At 68.5% G+C, this 15508-nt stretch carries 16 protein-coding genes; 3 read left to right on the top strand and 13 right to left on the bottom strand.

Annotated features, from left to right (window positions below; translation table 11 throughout):
* Nucleotides 1-8 precede the first annotated feature (8 nt).
* The 7 genes from trpA to trpE are packed head-to-tail and all read right to left on the bottom strand — an operon-like array spanning nt 9 to nt 6884.
* The gene (gene trpA / locus STHE_RS09460) at nt 9-812 is read right to left on the bottom strand and encodes a tryptophan synthase subunit alpha (protein WP_012872351.1); all 804 of its coding nucleotides are present in this window, start codon (nt 810-812) and stop codon (nt 9-11) included.
* Entirely contained in the window at nt 812-2035 is a 1224-nt protein-coding gene (gene trpB, locus STHE_RS09465; RefSeq protein WP_012872352.1) for a tryptophan synthase subunit beta, read from the bottom strand. Before trpB ends, trpA begins: the two co-directional genes overlap by 1 nt.
* The gene (locus tag STHE_RS09470) at nt 2032-2826 is read right to left on the bottom strand and encodes a phosphoribosylanthranilate isomerase (RefSeq protein ID WP_012872353.1); all 795 of its coding nucleotides are present in this window, start codon (nt 2824-2826) and stop codon (nt 2032-2034) included. Before STHE_RS09470 ends, trpB begins: the two co-directional genes overlap by 4 nt.
* Complete coding sequence (gene trpC, locus STHE_RS09475; RefSeq protein WP_012872354.1) at nt 2823-3626, bottom strand: indole-3-glycerol phosphate synthase TrpC; 804 nt, start codon at nt 3624-3626, stop codon at nt 2823-2825. Before trpC ends, STHE_RS09470 begins: the two co-directional genes overlap by 4 nt.
* The gene (trpD, locus tag STHE_RS09480) at nt 3626-4663 is read right to left on the bottom strand and encodes an anthranilate phosphoribosyltransferase (protein WP_012872355.1); all 1038 of its coding nucleotides are present in this window, start codon (nt 4661-4663) and stop codon (nt 3626-3628) included. Before trpD ends, trpC begins: the two co-directional genes overlap by 1 nt.
* Nucleotides 4660-5301 carry an anthranilate synthase component II gene (locus tag STHE_RS09485; protein WP_012872356.1) on the bottom strand — a complete coding sequence of 214 codons (642 nt, stop codon included), beginning with the start codon at nt 5299-5301 and terminating at the stop codon, nt 4660-4662. Before STHE_RS09485 ends, trpD begins: the two co-directional genes overlap by 4 nt.
* Nucleotides 5298-6884, bottom strand: coding sequence for an anthranilate synthase component I (gene trpE / locus STHE_RS09490; RefSeq protein ID WP_012872357.1), 1587 nt, complete (start codon nt 6882-6884; stop codon nt 5298-5300). Before trpE ends, STHE_RS09485 begins: the two co-directional genes overlap by 4 nt.
* A 664-nt stretch (nt 6885-7548) precedes the next feature.
* On the opposite strand from trpE, the gene STHE_RS09495 reads away from it, so the two are divergent.
* From STHE_RS09495 to STHE_RS09505, 3 genes are read left to right on the top strand one after another with little or no spacing between them, the layout of a single operon-like run.
* Nucleotides 7549-9267 (top strand): ABC transporter substrate-binding protein, encoded by a 1719-nt coding sequence (locus STHE_RS09495; protein ID WP_012872358.1) that lies wholly within the window; start codon nt 7549-7551, stop codon nt 9265-9267.
* Nucleotides 9268-9282: 15 nt separating this feature from the next.
* Nucleotides 9283-10227 carry an ABC transporter permease gene (locus STHE_RS09500; protein ID WP_012872359.1) on the top strand — a complete coding sequence of 315 codons (945 nt, stop codon included), beginning with the start codon at nt 9283-9285 and terminating at the stop codon, nt 10225-10227.
* Between the two features lie 51 nt (nt 10228-10278).
* On the top strand, nt 10279-11175 hold the full coding sequence (locus tag STHE_RS09505; protein ID WP_012872360.1) for an ABC transporter permease: 897 nt from the start codon (nt 10279-10281) through the stop codon (nt 11173-11175).
* Between the two features lie 547 nt (nt 11176-11722).
* On the opposite strand, the gene STHE_RS09510 is transcribed toward STHE_RS09505, so the two are convergent.
* The 6 genes from STHE_RS09510 to pheA all read right to left on the bottom strand — a co-directional run bounded on the left by STHE_RS09510 (nt 11723) and on the right by pheA (nt 15405).
* Nucleotides 11723-12535: a DUF4097 family beta strand repeat-containing protein gene (locus tag STHE_RS09510; protein WP_012872361.1), complete on the bottom strand. Its 813-nt coding sequence runs from the start codon at nt 12533-12535 to the stop codon at nt 11723-11725.
* Nucleotides 12536-12587: 52 nt separating this feature from the next.
* On the bottom strand, nt 12588-12797 hold the full coding sequence (locus STHE_RS09515) for a hypothetical protein (protein WP_012872362.1): 210 nt from the start codon (nt 12795-12797) through the stop codon (nt 12588-12590).
* A gap of 114 nt (nt 12798-12911) precedes the next feature.
* The gene (locus STHE_RS09520) at nt 12912-13397 is read right to left on the bottom strand and encodes an ATP synthase subunit B family protein (RefSeq protein ID WP_012872363.1); all 486 of its coding nucleotides are present in this window, start codon (nt 13395-13397) and stop codon (nt 12912-12914) included.
* Between the two features lie 23 nt (nt 13398-13420).
* Nucleotides 13421-13927 carry a pantetheine-phosphate adenylyltransferase gene (coaD, locus tag STHE_RS09525; protein WP_012872364.1) on the bottom strand — a complete coding sequence of 169 codons (507 nt, stop codon included), beginning with the start codon at nt 13925-13927 and terminating at the stop codon, nt 13421-13423.
* 1 nt (nt 13928) lies between these two features.
* Nucleotides 13929-14513: an RsmD family RNA methyltransferase gene (locus STHE_RS09530; RefSeq protein WP_012872365.1), complete on the bottom strand. Its 585-nt coding sequence runs from the start codon at nt 14511-14513 to the stop codon at nt 13929-13931.
* Between the two features lie 31 nt (nt 14514-14544).
* Nucleotides 14545-15405: a prephenate dehydratase gene (gene pheA, locus STHE_RS09535; RefSeq protein WP_012872366.1), complete on the bottom strand. Its 861-nt coding sequence runs from the start codon at nt 15403-15405 to the stop codon at nt 14545-14547.
* Nucleotides 15406-15508: the final 103 nt, after the last annotated feature.

The raw sequence follows: 15508 nt of genomic DNA on the forward strand, positions 1-15508 counted from the left end.
GGGGCGGCTCAGGCGCCGCGGAGGTATCGGATGAACGCCTCCATCTCGTCGGGCTGGCGCTCACGTGGCGTCTCGCCCAGCCGCTTGATCACAGCGCTCCCGACGGCCACCGCCTCTGCCAGCTTCCCGGCCTCCGCCACGTGCTCCGGCGTCGAGATGCCGAAGCCGACAACGAGCGGAAGGTCGGTATGCTGGCGTACGCGCGAAATGAACCCCGGCAGTTGCTGCGACAAGCGATCACGCGCCCCGGTGACCCCGGTGAGCGAGACGCAGTAGACGAAGCCGCTGGCCTGCCGGGCGACCGCCGCGATTTGCGCATCGGTGCTCGTCGGAGCGAGCATAAAGATGAGGTCCAGCCCGTGCCGCTGCAGCGCCTCCCGCAGGTCCCCGCTCTCGTCCGGAGGCAGGTCCGGCACGATGACCCCATCAGCCCCTGCTTCAGCACATGCCGCGGCGAACCGCTCAAGACCGTAGCTGAGCAGGGGGTTGAAGTATCCCATGAAGATCAAGGGCACGTCAACGCCCTTGTGACGTAGATCACGAGCCGCTTCAAGGCAGGTCGCCACCGTGACCCCGTTGGTCAGCGCCACGTGGCTCGAGTGCTGAACGGTCGCGCCGTCGGCCAGGGGGTCGGAGAAGGGGATGCCCAGCTCGATCATGGCCGCGCCCCCGGCCACCAGCGCCGGCCCGACCCGGCCGACGGTGTCCAGCTCCGGGTAACCGACCGTCACATACGGGCAGACGCCGGTTTCCCCAGCCTCCCGCAGCCGTGCGAACGTCGCCGCGATCCGGCTCCCTGTCTTCGTCTCCATTACAGCGCCACTCCCAGTGCCTCGGCGAGGGTGTGCATGTCCTTGTCGCCCCGACCCGACAGGTTGATCACGATGATGTCGTCCGGCGAACGGTCCGCCGCCAGCCGCGCGCCGAGCGCCACGGCGTGCGCCGACTCCAGCGCCGGGATGATCCCCTCAGTGCGGCAGAGCAGCTTGAAGCCCTCCAGCGCCTCGGCGTCGGTTATCGGGTGGTACGTGGCCCGCCCGGTGTCTTTGAGATAGCTGTGCTCTGGGCCGACACCAGGGTAGTCAAGCCCGGCGGCGATGCTGTGGGCCTCGATGATCTGCCCGTCATCGTCCTGAAGGACGTAGGAGCGCGAGCCGTGGAGCACGCCGACCCGCCCGGCGCTCAGGGTGGCGGCGTGCTTGCCGCTCTCGATCCCCAGCCCGGCCGCCTCAGCGCCGTGGAGCTCGACGCCGGGGTCGTCGACGAAGGGGTGGAAGATCCCCATCGCGTTCGAACCGCCGCCGACGCAGGCCACGACCGCGTTCGGCAGCCGCCCTGCCTGCTCGAGGATCTGTCGCCGGGTCTCGCGGCCGATCACGGACTGAAAGTCCCGCACCATCAAAGGGTAGGGGTGCATGCCGGCCACCGAGCCGATGAGGTAGTAGGTGGTCTCGACGTTGGTGACCCAGTCGCGGATCGCCTCGTTCATGGCGTCCTTGAGCGTGCGGCTGCCGGTCCCGACCGGCCGCACCTCGGCGCCGAGGAGCTTCATGCGGAAGACGTTGAGCGACTGCCGCGCGATGTCCACCTCGCCCATGTAGACGACGCACTCCAGCCCGAGCATGGCGCAGACGGTGGCGGTCGCCACCCCGTGCTGACCGGCGCCGGTCTCGGCGATGACGCGCGGCTTGCCCATGCGCTTGGCCAGCAGGCCCTGGCCGAGCGCGTTGTTGATCTTGTGGGCACCGGTGTGCGCCAGATCCTCCCGCTTGAGGTAGATCTGCGCCCCGCCGATCTCCCGGCTCAACGACTCGGCGTAGTAGAGCGCCGTCGGTCGGCCGACATAGGTCGCCAAGAGGCGCTCCAGCTCAGCCTGGAATTCCGGGTCACGCCGCGCGGCGTCGTAGGCCTCGCGCAGTTCCTCGATGGCGGGCAATAGCGTAACCGGCGCGTACGTGCCGCCGAACTGGCCGAAGCGGCCCCGCTCGTCCGGCAGCGCGGCGGCCGGTGGCCGCCCGGTGGTCATGCTCGTCATGATCGCTCCTCGATTCCCATGCTGCGGTCGATCTTCCGTGTCTCCTTCAGGAGCGCAACAGTGCTCCCGTCGCTCCGGTCCGCTCGGGTAGCGACGACGGGGTCGGGCGCAGACGCGCGCTGTTCGGCTTCGAACGCCGCGCGGGCGGCAGCAGCGAAGGCATGGATGCGCGCGTGGTCCTTGACGCCCACGGCGCCGGGAACTTCGACCCCGCTCGACACGTCGACCCCCAGTGGCCGGACGGCGCGGATGGCGTCCGCGACGTTCTCCGGCCGCAGGCCGCCGGCGAGGATCACCGGATATTCGGCGGCAAGCACCGCCGCCAGGCTCCAGTCGGCCACGTGCCCGGTCCCTCCTGGGGCGCCGGGGATCCAGCCCTCGACGATCAGCGCGACCGGCGGCACGGGCGCGGCAAGGTACTGCTCGGCCAGTCGCCGTGCGTCGGCGGGGTTGGTGCCCGGCCGCAGGCGCAGCGTCTTGATCACCGGTCGGGATAGCGCCGCGATCGCCTCCGGCGGCTCCTCGCCGCTCAACTGCACCAGGTCGAGGTCGAGCCGTTCTGCCAGCGCGTTCATCCGGTCCGGCGCCTCGTTGACGAAGACTCCAACGGCCTGCGGGGCTGCATCGGGGCCTTCCCGCAGCGCCGCGACGATCGCCTCGGCGACCTCGGGCGTGATCTGGCGACGGGCCGGGGCGAAGATCATCCCGGCGAGATCGACCCCTGCGGCGCGCGCCGCCCGCGCGTCCTCCGGTCGCCCCAGGCTACAGATCTTGACCAGCCCCCGTTTCACGCCAGCAGCCCTCGCAACGCGGCCTGCCGATCGGCCGCCACCATCAACGACTCGCCGACGAGCACCGCGTGGGCCCCGGCCGCCGCGAGGCGCCGCACATCGCCCGGCCCGTGGATGCCGCTCTCGGCCACGATGACCCGGTCGCGCGGGATGCGCGGCGCAAGGCGCTCGGTCGTGCCCAGGTCGACGGTGAAGTTCCGAAGATCGCGATTATTGATCCCAATGATCCGCGCGCCGGCCGCGAGTGCCACGTCCAACTCCGCTTCGTCGTGGACCTCGACCAGCGCCTGCATCCCCTGGGCATGAACCGCGTCCAGCATTTCGGGCAGCGACGCGCCGCCCAGCACGGCAACGATGAGCAGTACGGCATCGGCGCCGTACGCCCGTGCCTCGACCACCTGATACGGGTCGAGCAGGAAGTCCTTGCGCAGCACCGGACGTGGCGTCGGGTCGGCATGCGCCAGCTCGGCCACCAGCGCCAGGTCCTCCAGGCTGCCCTGGAAGAAGGGTGCGTCGGTGAGCACCGAGATGGCGGCCGCGCCCGCGGCGAGGTAGTCCCGCGCCACGGCGCGGGCGTCGACGCCCGCCGCCAGCGCCCCCTTCGAGGGCGAGGCGCGCTTCACCTCAGCGATGACGCGGGTCGTGGTCCCCCGTAGCGCTGCATCGAGCGGGAGTGGGGCCGGCATCGCCCGCGCCATCGCTTCGAGATCCGCCAGCGGCCGGGTCGCCCGGCGCTCCGCCAGGTCGGCCGCCGTCCGCTCGGCGATCCGGTCCAGGATCGTGCCCGTTTCGGTCCCCATCACGCCTCCGCCAGCCGGTGACTCAGCGCCGCCAGTTCCGTCAACTTGGCCGCGGCCGCGCCGGAGTCGATCGACTCGGCCGCCGCCTGAACGCCCTCGGCGATCGAGCCGACGGCGTCGGCCGCGTAGAGGGCCGCCGCGGCGTTGAGGAGCGTGATCGCCCGTGCCGCGCCGTTCCCGCCGCCGAGCACGTGGCGGATGATGGCGACGTTGTCCTCGACGTCGCCGCCGCGGACCGCTGACAGCGGCGCGGTCGGCAGCCCGACCTCCTCCGGCACAAGCTCGTAGCGGCGAACCTCGACCCCACCGTTCACGCGCACCTCGCTCACCTGGGTGGGTGCCGAGATGCTTAGTTCATCCAGCCCGTCGCGGGAGTGAACCACCAGCGCGTGCCGCGTCCCGAGCAAGCCGAGCACGCGGGCCAGCTTGTCCGCCACCGCGGCATCGGCGACGCCCACGATCTGATGCTGAGCGGCCGCCGGGTTGGTCAGCGGGCCAAGCAAGTTGAACACAGTGCGGATGCCGATCTCCTTGCGCGCCGGCCCGGCATGGCGCATCGCCGGGTGGAAGACCGGCGCGTACATGAAGCCGATGCCGACCTCGTCGATGCAGCGCGCGACCGCCTCCGGCGTCAGGTCGACGCGCACGCCCAGGCCCTCCAGCACATCGGCCGAGCCGCAACGGCTGGTCATGGCGCGGTTGCCGTGCTTGGCCACCCGCACCCCGGCCCCGGCCACGACGAAGGCGGCTGCGGTGGAGATGTTGAAGGTGTGCGCGCCGTCACCACCCGTGCCGCAGGTGTCGACCAGCGCATCGGACGTGGCGCGCGGCACTGGCAGCGCGTGTCGTCGCATCGACTCCGCGAAACCGGCGATCTCCTCCTCGGTCTCGCCGCGCATCCGGAGCGCCGTGACCAGCGCGCCGATCTGCGCGCCGCTCGCCTCGCCGGTCATGATCGCGTCCATTGCCGCGGCCGCCTCTTCGCGCGTCAACGTCCCGCCGTCGACGACTTTCTGGATCGCCGCTCTGACGCTCATCGCTCCCCTCCGTCCATCGCGCCGACCGCGCCAACTACGCTGGTCGCACCGCCCACCGCGGAAACCGCAGCCGGCGTCACGCTCAGGAAGTTGGCAAGCAGGTCCTTGCCCGCCTCGGTCAGGATCGACTCCGGGTGGAACTGAACCCCCTCCACCGGGTAGCGCCGGTGGCGGAGCCCCATGATGACCCCGTCCTCGCTGCGCGCCGACACCTCCAGATCGGCCGGGAGGCTCGCCTCGTCCACCATCAGTGAGTGGTAGCGTGTGGCGACGAACGGGTTCGGCAGGCCGGTGAAGACCCCGCGCCCGTCGTGGCTGATCCGCGACGTCTTGCCGTGCATCAGCCGCGGTGCGCGGACCACCTGGCCCCCGAACGCCACCCCGATCGCCTGGTGCCCCAGGCAGACGCCGAGGATTGGCACCTCACCCGCCAGCTCGCGGATCAAGTCGACCGAGATGCCCGCCTCGGCCGGCGTGCAGGGGCCGGGCGAGATGACGACGCGTTCCGGGCCGAGTGCCCGCACGTCGGCCACCGTCAGCGCATCGTTGCGCCGCACCACCACCTCGGCTCCCAGCTCGCACAGGTACTGATAAAGGTTGAAGGTGAAGGAGTCGTAGTTGTCGATCAGCAGGATCACCGGACGCCCTCCTTCTGCTCCGCCAGGCCAGCGCCGGCGCCCCGCACGCTGTACTCCATCTGCTCGGCCAGCTCGATCGCCCGCACCAGCGCCTGCATCTTCTGCAGCGACTCGCGGTACTCCCCCTCCGGCGTGCTGTCGGCCACGATGCCGCCGCCGGCCTGGAGGTAGACCACCCCGTCGCGGACGACCATCGTGCGCAGCGTGATCGCGGCGTCGAGGTTCCCGCTGAAGCTGACGTAGCCGACCGCGCCGGAGTAGGGTCCGCGCTGCTCCGGCTCGAGTTCGGCGATGATCTCCATGGCGCGGATCTTCGGCGCCCCGCTGACCGTTCCGGCCGGGAAGCACGAGCGCAGCGCGTCGACCCCGACGAGCCCGTCGGCGATCTCACCCTCGACGTGGCTGACCAGGTGCATGATGTGGCTGTAGCGCTCGATCTCCATCAACTGCGGCACTCGCACCGTCCCCGGGCGGGCCACCCGGCCGATGTCGTTGCGCCCGAGGTCGACGAGCATGATGTGCTCGGCGTTCTCCTTCTCGTCGGCCGCCAGCTCGGCCGCCAGCGCGTCGTCCTCCGCCGGGGTAGCGCCGCGCGGCCGCGTCCCCGCGATCGGGTGCGTCGTCAGCGTTCGGCCGTCGAGCCGGACCAGCATCTCCGGCGAGGCGCCCACAATCTGCGCATCGTCGATGTTGAGGTAGTACATGTACGGAGAGGGGTTGATCTTGCGCAGCGCACGGTAGATCGTGAACGGATGCGCCGCGCTCGGGACCGCCAGCCGCTGGGAGAGGACGACTTGGATGATGTCCCCGGCCGAGATGTACTCCTTGGCGCGCTCGACCATCCCCAGGTACGCCTCGCGCTCCATGTTGGGCCGAATGCGCTCGGACACCGGCCGCTCGTCCAGCGGCTCAGTGCCCAGCGGCAGGCTAGGCTCCCCACCGAGCCGCGCGACCAGCCGATCGATCCGCTCCACCGCCTGGGCGTAGGACTGCTCCAGCGGGGTGTGTTCGTCGACATGGACGTGGCTGACGACCTTGATCGTGCGCTCCAGGTGGTCGAAGACCAGCATGGTGTCGACGAACATGAAGAACGCATCGGGGAAGCCGAGTGGGTCGGCCGTAGCCACCGGCAGCCGCTCGAAATAACGCACCGCTTCGTAGCTCAGGTAGCCGACCGCACCGCCGAGGAAGCGCGGCAGGCCGGGGAGCGCCACCGTGCGATATGGCTCCAGGTAGGACTGCAGCGCCACCAGCGGGTCGTCGAAGCGGCTGGTCTGCTTGTAGCCCTGGAGCGTGGCGTGAGCCACGCCATCATCCAGGCACAGGGTCAGGTACGGGTCCGTCCCAATGAAGGAGTAGCGCGCCAGGCGCTCCCCGCCTTCAACGCTCTCCAGCAGGAACGAGTACCTACCTGTCGCTACCTTTAGATATGCCGAAACCGGCGTCTCAAGGTCGGCCATGATCTCCCGGTAGACCGGGATGATGTTCCCCTGTTCGCTCAGCGCGGCGACCTCTTCCAGCGTCGGGCGGTAGCGCCCGGCGCTGGTCGCCGCTCCGTTGGGGTGCGGACGCAGATCGAGCATCCTTCATAACCCTTCACCGACCCGCCTCGCTGGCGGCGGCCGGGAGTCGCGCGGGTCGAACCCGCCAACAAAAAAACCTCCGTCCCCGAAAGGGACGGAGGTTGAGTGCTCAACTCCGCGGTGCCACCCTTGTTGGACGCCGCTCACGCAAGCGCCCCACTCTACGAGTACGGGACCGATCCAAGCCGATCCGATACCCAGCTCCCAGATAACGGTGGAGTCTCCGGCGCCGCCTACTGGCTGCGGGCTCACCCGCAGCGTTCGGGACGCAACTCCCGGATCCATTCCGCGCCAGCGCTAGCGCCGGTCTCACACCACCCGCCGGCTCTCTGGGCTCCGCTTCGGCGCGTACTAGTTCCGATCGTCGTCGTTGCCGCTTTTTGGTTGTCTGACGCGCAGCCTAGCAGAAGGGACCGGGGTTGTCAAGATCCGTACCGGTTACTGCATACACGACACACGGTCGTTGCGCGTTTGACGAGCACCGCAGGATGTGCTAGTCTAACCGCCGGCCATGCAACAGACCCCGATGAACTGCTGAGACGAGTAGCAGTTCATCCTATCCCAGCCAACAACCAGACGGGAGCAACGGTACCGCGCTGCAACGCAGCAGGGAGCGGTTGATACGTTTGCGAGTCGTTTCGCAAGGAGGAGGAGTTCAGCATCCATGGCTGGGGATCTCAGATCGACTCAGCTCTCCTACTGGCTGCGTCGTCCGGTCAACCGGCGTGCGCTGCTGCGCGGGTCGCTCACGCTGGCAGGCGGGGCAGCCATGGCGGGCATCCTGGCCGCCTGCGGCGGTGAGTCGTCCTCAGGGGGCGACACCGGGACCGGGGGCGGGAGCACGACTGGCGGCGCAACGCCGGGCGCCAGCCCGACTGCCGGCCAGTTCCGGCCCGTCCAGACGCAGGTGACGGCCGAGGGTAAGTTTGGCGGCGTGCTACGTGTCGCCATCGTGGGCGAGCCGCCGGCTTTCGACCCGACCTTCACCACCGCGACGGTCACCCACAACTGCGCCTGGCACGTTTTCGAGACCCTCTGGGCGCCCGACGCTAACTTCGCGCCCAAGGAGCTGCTGCTCGAGAGCTATGAGGTCCAGGACGACGGCAAGGTCTTTATCCTGAAGCTGCGCGACGGCGTCCTGTTCCACAACGGCAAGAAGATGGGCGCCGACGACGTCATCGCCTCGCTCGAGCGCTACAGCGTGCTCTCCGGTCGCGGCAAGACGCTGTTCCAGCGCGTCGAGGGCCTCGACAAGGTCGACGATCTGACTGTCCGCCTCGCCTTCAACGAGCCGACCGGTATCCTACCGGTCTTCCTGTCGGAGACCGACGCCATCATCATCCCCAAGGAGATCGCGGACGCGTCCCACGACGGCGAGATGGGCGAGTTCATCGGCACCGGCCCGTACATGCTCAAGGAGCGGCTGCCGGACCGCTACATCAGCATCGTGCGGTTTGAGGACTACCAGCCGCTGGAGGGCGGGCCCGACGGCTACGGCGGCACCAAGATCGCCTACTTCGACGAGATCCGCTTCATCCCGGTGCCGGAGGTCGCGGTGCGCGGCGACGGACTCATCACCGACGAATTCGACTTCGCCGACACGCTGAGCACCGACAACTACGACGCGCTTGCCGCCGAGCCGGACCTGACCACGCAGGTCGTGCTGCCCTACTACTTCTATGGGGCTCACTTCAACAAGTCCCAAGAGAGCATCATGAGCAACCGCGACCTGCGCATGGCGCTGCTGACCGCCTGCGATTTGGACGCGGCTGCCGCGGCGGGCTTCGGCCGGCCGGAGTTCTACCGCCTGGGTCCGGAGATGGCCGCGCCGGAGACGGCCTGGTATACCGACGCCGGCAAGGAGTTCTACAACCTCAAGGATCCCGACAAGGCGCGGGAGATGCTCCAGGCCGCCGGCTATGACGGCACGCCGATCCGCTGGATCGCCACCAAGGAGTACGCCTACAACTACAACATGGCCGTCGTGCTCAAGGAGCAGATGGAGAAGGCCGGCGCGGTCATCGACCTTCAGGTGATGGACTGGGCCACGCTGGTCGCGACGCGCAGCCAGCGGGATGCCTGGGACATCTTCATCACCGGGCATGAGAGCTACTCGCACCCGGTCCTGCAGCCGTTCATGAGCGAGTCCTGGCCCGGCTTCTGGTCCAGCCCGACCAAGGATGATCTGGTCAACAAGATCATCGCGGAGCCCGACCCCGACAAGCAGATGGAGTACATCGAACAGCTCCAGTACCACTGGTGGGAGGAAGCCGCGTACATCAAGGTCTGCGAGGGGGCGACCCTGCGAGCCTACCGGAACCGGGTGAAGGGCTACGTCAACCCGGCGGACTGGTTCTTCTGGAACGTCTGGTTCGAGGAGTAGGGGAGACCGAGGCCGATGACCGCGTACATCGTCCGGCGACTTCTGCTCATGATCCCGGTGCTGCTGCTCGTCGCCATCACGATCTTCTTCCTGCTGCACATGTCGCCGGGCGACCCGGTCGCCGTGCTCCTCGGGCCGGATGCCACGACCGAACAGGTCGAGCAGGTACGGGAGGCGCTGGGGCTGAACGAACCGCTTCCGCTCCAGCTCCTCCACTGGTTCCAGGGCCTGCTCCGCGGTGACCTGGGCACGAGCATCTTCCTGAACAAGCCCGTCACCGAGGCGATCCTGGAGCGTGCCGAGCCGACTATCCTGCTCACCATCGGTGCGTCCCTGGTCGCGATCCTGATCGGCGTCCCGCTCGGCGTCCTCTCGGCGGTCCGGCGCGGGTCGCTGATCGACACCGGGTCGATGCTGGTGGCGATGCTCGGCATCTCGATGCCGACCTTCTGGATCGGCCTGAACCTGATCTTGATCTTCGCCGTGACGCTGCGCTGGCTCCCCGCACAGGGGTACCAGTCGATTGGCGAGGGGGGCTTGGCCACGCTCAAATACCTCCTGCTCCCCTCCATCACCCTCGGCGCGGCCCAGGCCGCGCTGCTGGCCCGCATGACCCGTTCGATGATGCTGGAGGTGCTGAGCGAGGACTACATCCGCACCGCGCGGGCGAAAGGGGTGTTTGAACGCCGTGTCGTCTTCCGCCACGCGCTCCACAACGCGTTCATCCCCCTCGTCACGGTCATCGGGCTGACCTTCGCCGTGCTCATGGGGGGCGCGGTGATCACCGAGCAGGTGTTCAACATCCCGGGCGTCGGGCGACTCCTCGTCCAGGCCGTGCTGCGCCGGGACTTCCCGCTCGTCCAGGGGATCGTGCTGACGATCGCGTTCCTGTACGTCGTGATCAACTTGCTGGTGGATGTGCTGTATGTCTTCCTCGACCCGCGCATCCGCTACAGCTAGGCGGGCGGGCGTTCTGAGGGCCCGCCAACGCACCGCAGAGGGCTCATGCGCATGGTGGTTGGACAGTCACAGGCACTGAGTCGCGCCAGTAAGCGCCCGGAACGGAGCTTCTTCCAGCGGGCCCGCTACCTGGCCGCCCGTCACACCAGCGGCGTGATCGGGGCGGTGGGTCTGCTCATCGTCGTCCTCGTCGCCCTGCTGGCCGGTGTCCTCGCTACGCACAGCCCGACGGAGACCGACGCCGTGAACCGCCTGCTTGGCGTCGGCGCCGAGGGACACCTCTTCGGCACCGACAACCTGGGGCGGGATGTCTACAGCCGCACCGTGTACGGTACCCGCGTCTCACTCATCGTCGGCGTCGGCGTCAGCCTGGTGGCGGTCGTGGTCGGCGTCGCGGTCGGACTGATCGCCGGATACTACCGCCGAGTCGACAGCGCGCTCATGCGCCTGATGGACGCGCTGATGGCCTTCCCCGGGATCGTGCTGGCCATCGGCATCATGGCGATGCTCGGTCAGAGCCTGCTGAACGTGATCATCGCGCTCGGTGTCGTCTACATGCCGCGCGTCGCCCGCCTGGTCCGGAGCGTCGTCCTCGGCCTGCGGGAGCGCCAGTTCGTCGAAGCGGCGCAGGCCACGGGTCTGGCCGACATCCACATCCTGCTGCGCCACATCCTGCCCAACATCTGGTCCCCGGTGATCGTCCAGGCGACCTTCATCTTCGCCGAGGGCGTGCTCGGCGAGGCCGGGCTGAGCTTCCTGGGGATCGGGCCGCCGCCGACGATCCCGAGTTGGGGCAACATGCTGGGCGAGGCGCGTCAGTTCATCCGGGAGGCGCCGCTCCTGATGGTCTTCCCCGGCGCTGCGTTGACGCTCATGGTGCTGAGCCTCAACCTGGTCGGCGACGGCATCCGCGACCTCCTCGACCCGCGCCTGCGCCGCCGCCAGTGATGGCCCTCTCCGGCACACGAGAGTCGGGGAGACGCTGGAGCACAACCGCAGAGATCCTTCGGTTCCGCCGCCCGCCGTCCCATGGCGGGCGGCTCCGTTTCGGAGGGCAGGTCATCTGGACCGCGTATCCCCTACTCATGTCTCGGATATCCCCACCACTCGTCACCGAGGTGGCTAGGGCACCCAGCGGCAACGACGGCACACCCGGCTGCCCGGCCCCGACCGACTCCGCTTGGCACAAATTCATGGCGAATGCTGGAAGGGATGTCGTCCTGAGCGGAGCAAAGGATCTCGCGCCGGAACCACCACCCGGCGGGGAACTCATTCGACTCGAACGGAGCCGCCGTCCATGGCTCACGCCGCGGACGGCTCCGCTCAGGATGGCCCGCGAATGAGAGATGTCATCAATTACTGGATAGGCCCGTCGCCCTGACAGGCAACTCGGCCAGTGACGACCACGACCGGATCACACGATAAGCGGGTGCCCGGCGGCTTTCGCCATGGGCACCCGCCGCCGTTGGCGATCCCCGCTACCGTCGGGCACGGCCTACCCCGCGTTGCCGGTGGGAAGCGCCTGCGTGGGAGTGGTCTGACGCAGCCGGAGCGCCCCGAGAGCGACCTCGGCCTTGATGGTCAGGACCGGCTTGCCGCCTGCCACGGCCGCGGCGGTCCAGAAGGCCCCTTCTTGCTTGGTGAACCCGTCGCCCACATCGATCGTCCCGAGCATCGTCTCGGCTTCCACCTTCGCCGCCGTGTTGCTGGGGATCGCAATAGTCACCGTGGACACGCCGGTCGACAGCTTCACCTCCGCCGGGCGTACCAGATTCCCGCCGAAGTCGAGGGTGTAGGACGAGGCACCGCCGTCGACCTCCATCTCGCGGAAGTTAGCGTTTGCCAGGTTCCGCAGCTCCAGGCCGAACGCGCCGCCGTCGATGTCCAGCTCATCCATCATGACCGGGTTCGGCGCCGAGAAGTCGATCTCATACTTGCCGGCACCCTGGCGCAGTTCCAGGTCCGTTATCGGGAGCCCGCCCAGGTCGAGCGTGCTCTCTGTGGCTCCGCCCTCCAACACCAGGCGGTACGGCTTCGCCGTGCCCAGCGTCAGCTCCAGCGTGGGCACACCGCTGAAAACACCCGTCAAGCTTGAGACGTTCAGCCCCTGGGTGATTTCCAGGGTACTGCCGTCCTCCACCACCCGGCAGGGGAGCGTGCCGGTCGGGTCGTGGTAGGTGCCGGTCACCCAGCGGTCGCCCCCACCCGGGCGCACCCGCAGGCGGCAGCCGCCGACTCGGATGCGGAGTCGCAGCTTCTCCCCCTCCGGAAAGCCGACATCGATCGTCTGGTTGATCGCATTGCTCACGCGGCAACCCCTTTCACCGTGGCGCGCGGCCAGGCATCGGCCGGCCCGGCGCTCAACCGAACACGCCCTTGACGATCAGCGCCAGGCCGAGGATCAACAGCGGCACGCCGACGATCGCCCCGATCCCGGTCAGCGTCAGCAGCGTGCCGACCACCAGGAAAACGAAGCCGATCACGACGGCGAGCAGCCGCCCGACCGCCTCGACGATCAGGCGCGTCAGGCGCCAGATCAGCATAAGGGGAAACGCCAGGATGCGCGCCACCGTGGTCCTCCCTGCCCTGCTCAGCCCTGCGCCAGCGACGGCCGCCGGCGTCGCTGCCGCAATTCCACGGCCGCCACAGAGCTGCTATCCACGGACGCGCCGTGAAGGACGGTCCTACCGGGAGGTCACGGCGGACTTGACGTGCTTGATGCGCTCGAGATCCTCTTCGAGGACAGCTTCCAGCTCGCTGAGCAGCCGGAGCGCGTAGCCGTCCACCTCGCCCATCGAGCGCTTGGCATTGTCCTTGGCCTGGCGCAGGATCTCCTCAGCGCGCGCCTTGGCCTCATTGATGAGCCCCTGCTCGGCCATCAGGTACTCGGCTCGCTCCTTGGCGACCGCCAGGATCTTGTCCGCCTCCGCCTGGGCGTCGGTGATGATCTTCTGCCGCTCCTGCACCACCCGGCGCGCCAGCTTGATCTCTTGCGGCAGCGCCAGGCGCAATTGATCGATGAGGGCGAGGGCGTCTTCCTCCTCGATCATCACCCGGCTGCTCAGCGGCACCCGCATCCCGTTGCTGATCAGATCCTCCAAGCGGTCGAGCAGCATGAGGATGTCGACCGGTTGACTGGGCTGTCCGTGTCCCCCACGACCGTCTTGCACCGCGACGCTTCCATCTCTAGTCGTTATTCACGCACGACCGCACCGAACTTCCGTGCCAGCGCCTCGGCTACGTGGTCGGGGACCAGCCCCTGGACATTCCCACCGAGCGAGGCGACCTGCTTGATAAGACTCGAGCTGACGAACGAGTGCTGCGAACTCGTCATCAAGCAGACGACATCGACGTCCGGCGCCATGTGCCGGTTCATATGTGCCAACTTGAATTCATACTCGAAGTCGGAGACAGCCCGCAGACCGCGAACTATTACTTGTGCACCTACGGATCGTGCATAGTTTACGGTCAGTCCGCGATATGTGTCAACGCGCAAATTTGGCGCCAAGCCGGCGAGCGCCTGCTCCGCCATCGCTCGCCGCTCCTCCACCGAGAAGAGGGCCCGCTTGTCGTGCAGCTCGTCGCCCTCGTAGATCGCGACGATCAACTCGTCGAACAGCCGCGCGGCGCGGCACGCGACGTCAATGTGCCCGTTGGTGATCGGGTCGAAGGATCCCGGGTAGAGCGCGATATGCGTCACCTCATCCCTCCGTCGCTTCGCCGTCTGCCGCTCCCGGCGGCGTGACAACTTCGTAGATCGAGAAGCAGCTATCGCCGTGGCAGCGCCGCCGGATCTGCCGCAACGGGCCGATCTCCTCCGGCAACTCTAGCCGCGGCCAGTGGCCGAGTGCCAGTATGGTCCCCTCAGCCACCGCACCCGACTCCGCCACCCGCTGCATCGTCTGGAGAATGTGCGGGTCGGCGTACGGCGGATCCATCACCACCAGATCGTACGGCTCCAGGGGCCGAGACAGGAAGGACTGCACGGTCGTCTGATGCACCGCGGCACGATCGGTGAAACGGGTGCTCGCCAGGTTATCACGGATGACGGCACACGCCGCCGGGTTCTGCTCGACAAAGTCGCACCACTCGGCGCCGCGCGACAGCGCCTCGATGCCGATCCCGCCGCTCCCGGCGTACAGGTCGAGCACCCGTCGCGGCCGCACCCCCAGCGTGTGCAGCACCATAAAAAGCGCCTCGCGCACGCGCTGCGACATCGGGCGGGTCCGGCGAGTGCGCGGCACCTTGAGCTGGTGCCCCTTCATCGTGCCGGCGATCACCCGCATCGCATCCCTCCCGGCCGTGGCCCGCGCCCGGCTACGCGCCGGCTCGCGACTTCGTGGGCGCCGGCACCGGACTGGCCGGATAGGACCCGAAGACCTTCAACTCGGCGACAACCTCCGCCATCTGATCCAGCGCGGCGCGGATCGGCGGATCCTCGCGGTGCCCCTCGATATCCACCAGGAAATAGTAGTCGCCCAGCTTGGATTTCTTCGGACGGCTCTCCACCTTGGTCATCTGGATCTGCGCGGCCGCCAGGACGCCCAGCACCTCATAGAGCGCCCCCGGCACATTGGCCTTCACGCTGAAGCAGAGCGAGGTCTTGTCCTGCCCGGTCGGCGGCGCGTCCGCTTCCGCCAGCACGACGAACCGCGTAACGTTGTTGTCGAAGTCCTGAATATCGGCCGCGAGGATCTCGGCGCCGTACAGCTCGGCCGCCCGACGGGTTCCGATCGCCACCTGCGACCGGTCGCCCGCTTCCATTACCCCGGCGACGGCCGCCGCCGTGCTCAGCGCCGCCACCTGCCCGGCGCCCGGCAGCGCACGCTCGAGAAACCGCCGGCACTGCCCGAGCGCCTGCGGGTGCGACGTCACCGTACGCACCTCAGCGAGCGTCGTGCCCGGCACCCCGACCAAGAAGTGCCGAACCGGCAGCACCAGCTCACCGCAGAGCTTCAGATCCGTCTCATGGATCAGCAGGTCAACCGTGCCGCTGACCGAGCCCTCCAGTGAGTTCTCGATGGGGAGCATTGCCTGCTCGGCCAGCCCCGCCTCGACCGCGTTCACCAGCGCCGGAAACGAGGAGAAGGGGACAACCTCCGCCCCGCGCGGCGTGGCCCAGGCCAGCGCCGCCTCCTCGCTGAAGGTCCCCTCCGGCCCGAGGTACGCGATGCGCATACCGATTCCCTTCGCCGAACCGCCGTCGCCCGCCAGAGTATAGGCGCCCCTCCACAACCCGGTCAACGCGGGGGGTGGCGGCACAACGGGACGGATCAGGTTA

The sequence above is a fragment of the Sphaerobacter thermophilus DSM 20745 genome (assembly GCF_000024985.1).
Classification (GTDB): domain Bacteria; phylum Chloroflexota; class Chloroflexia; order Thermomicrobiales; family Thermomicrobiaceae; genus Sphaerobacter; species Sphaerobacter thermophilus.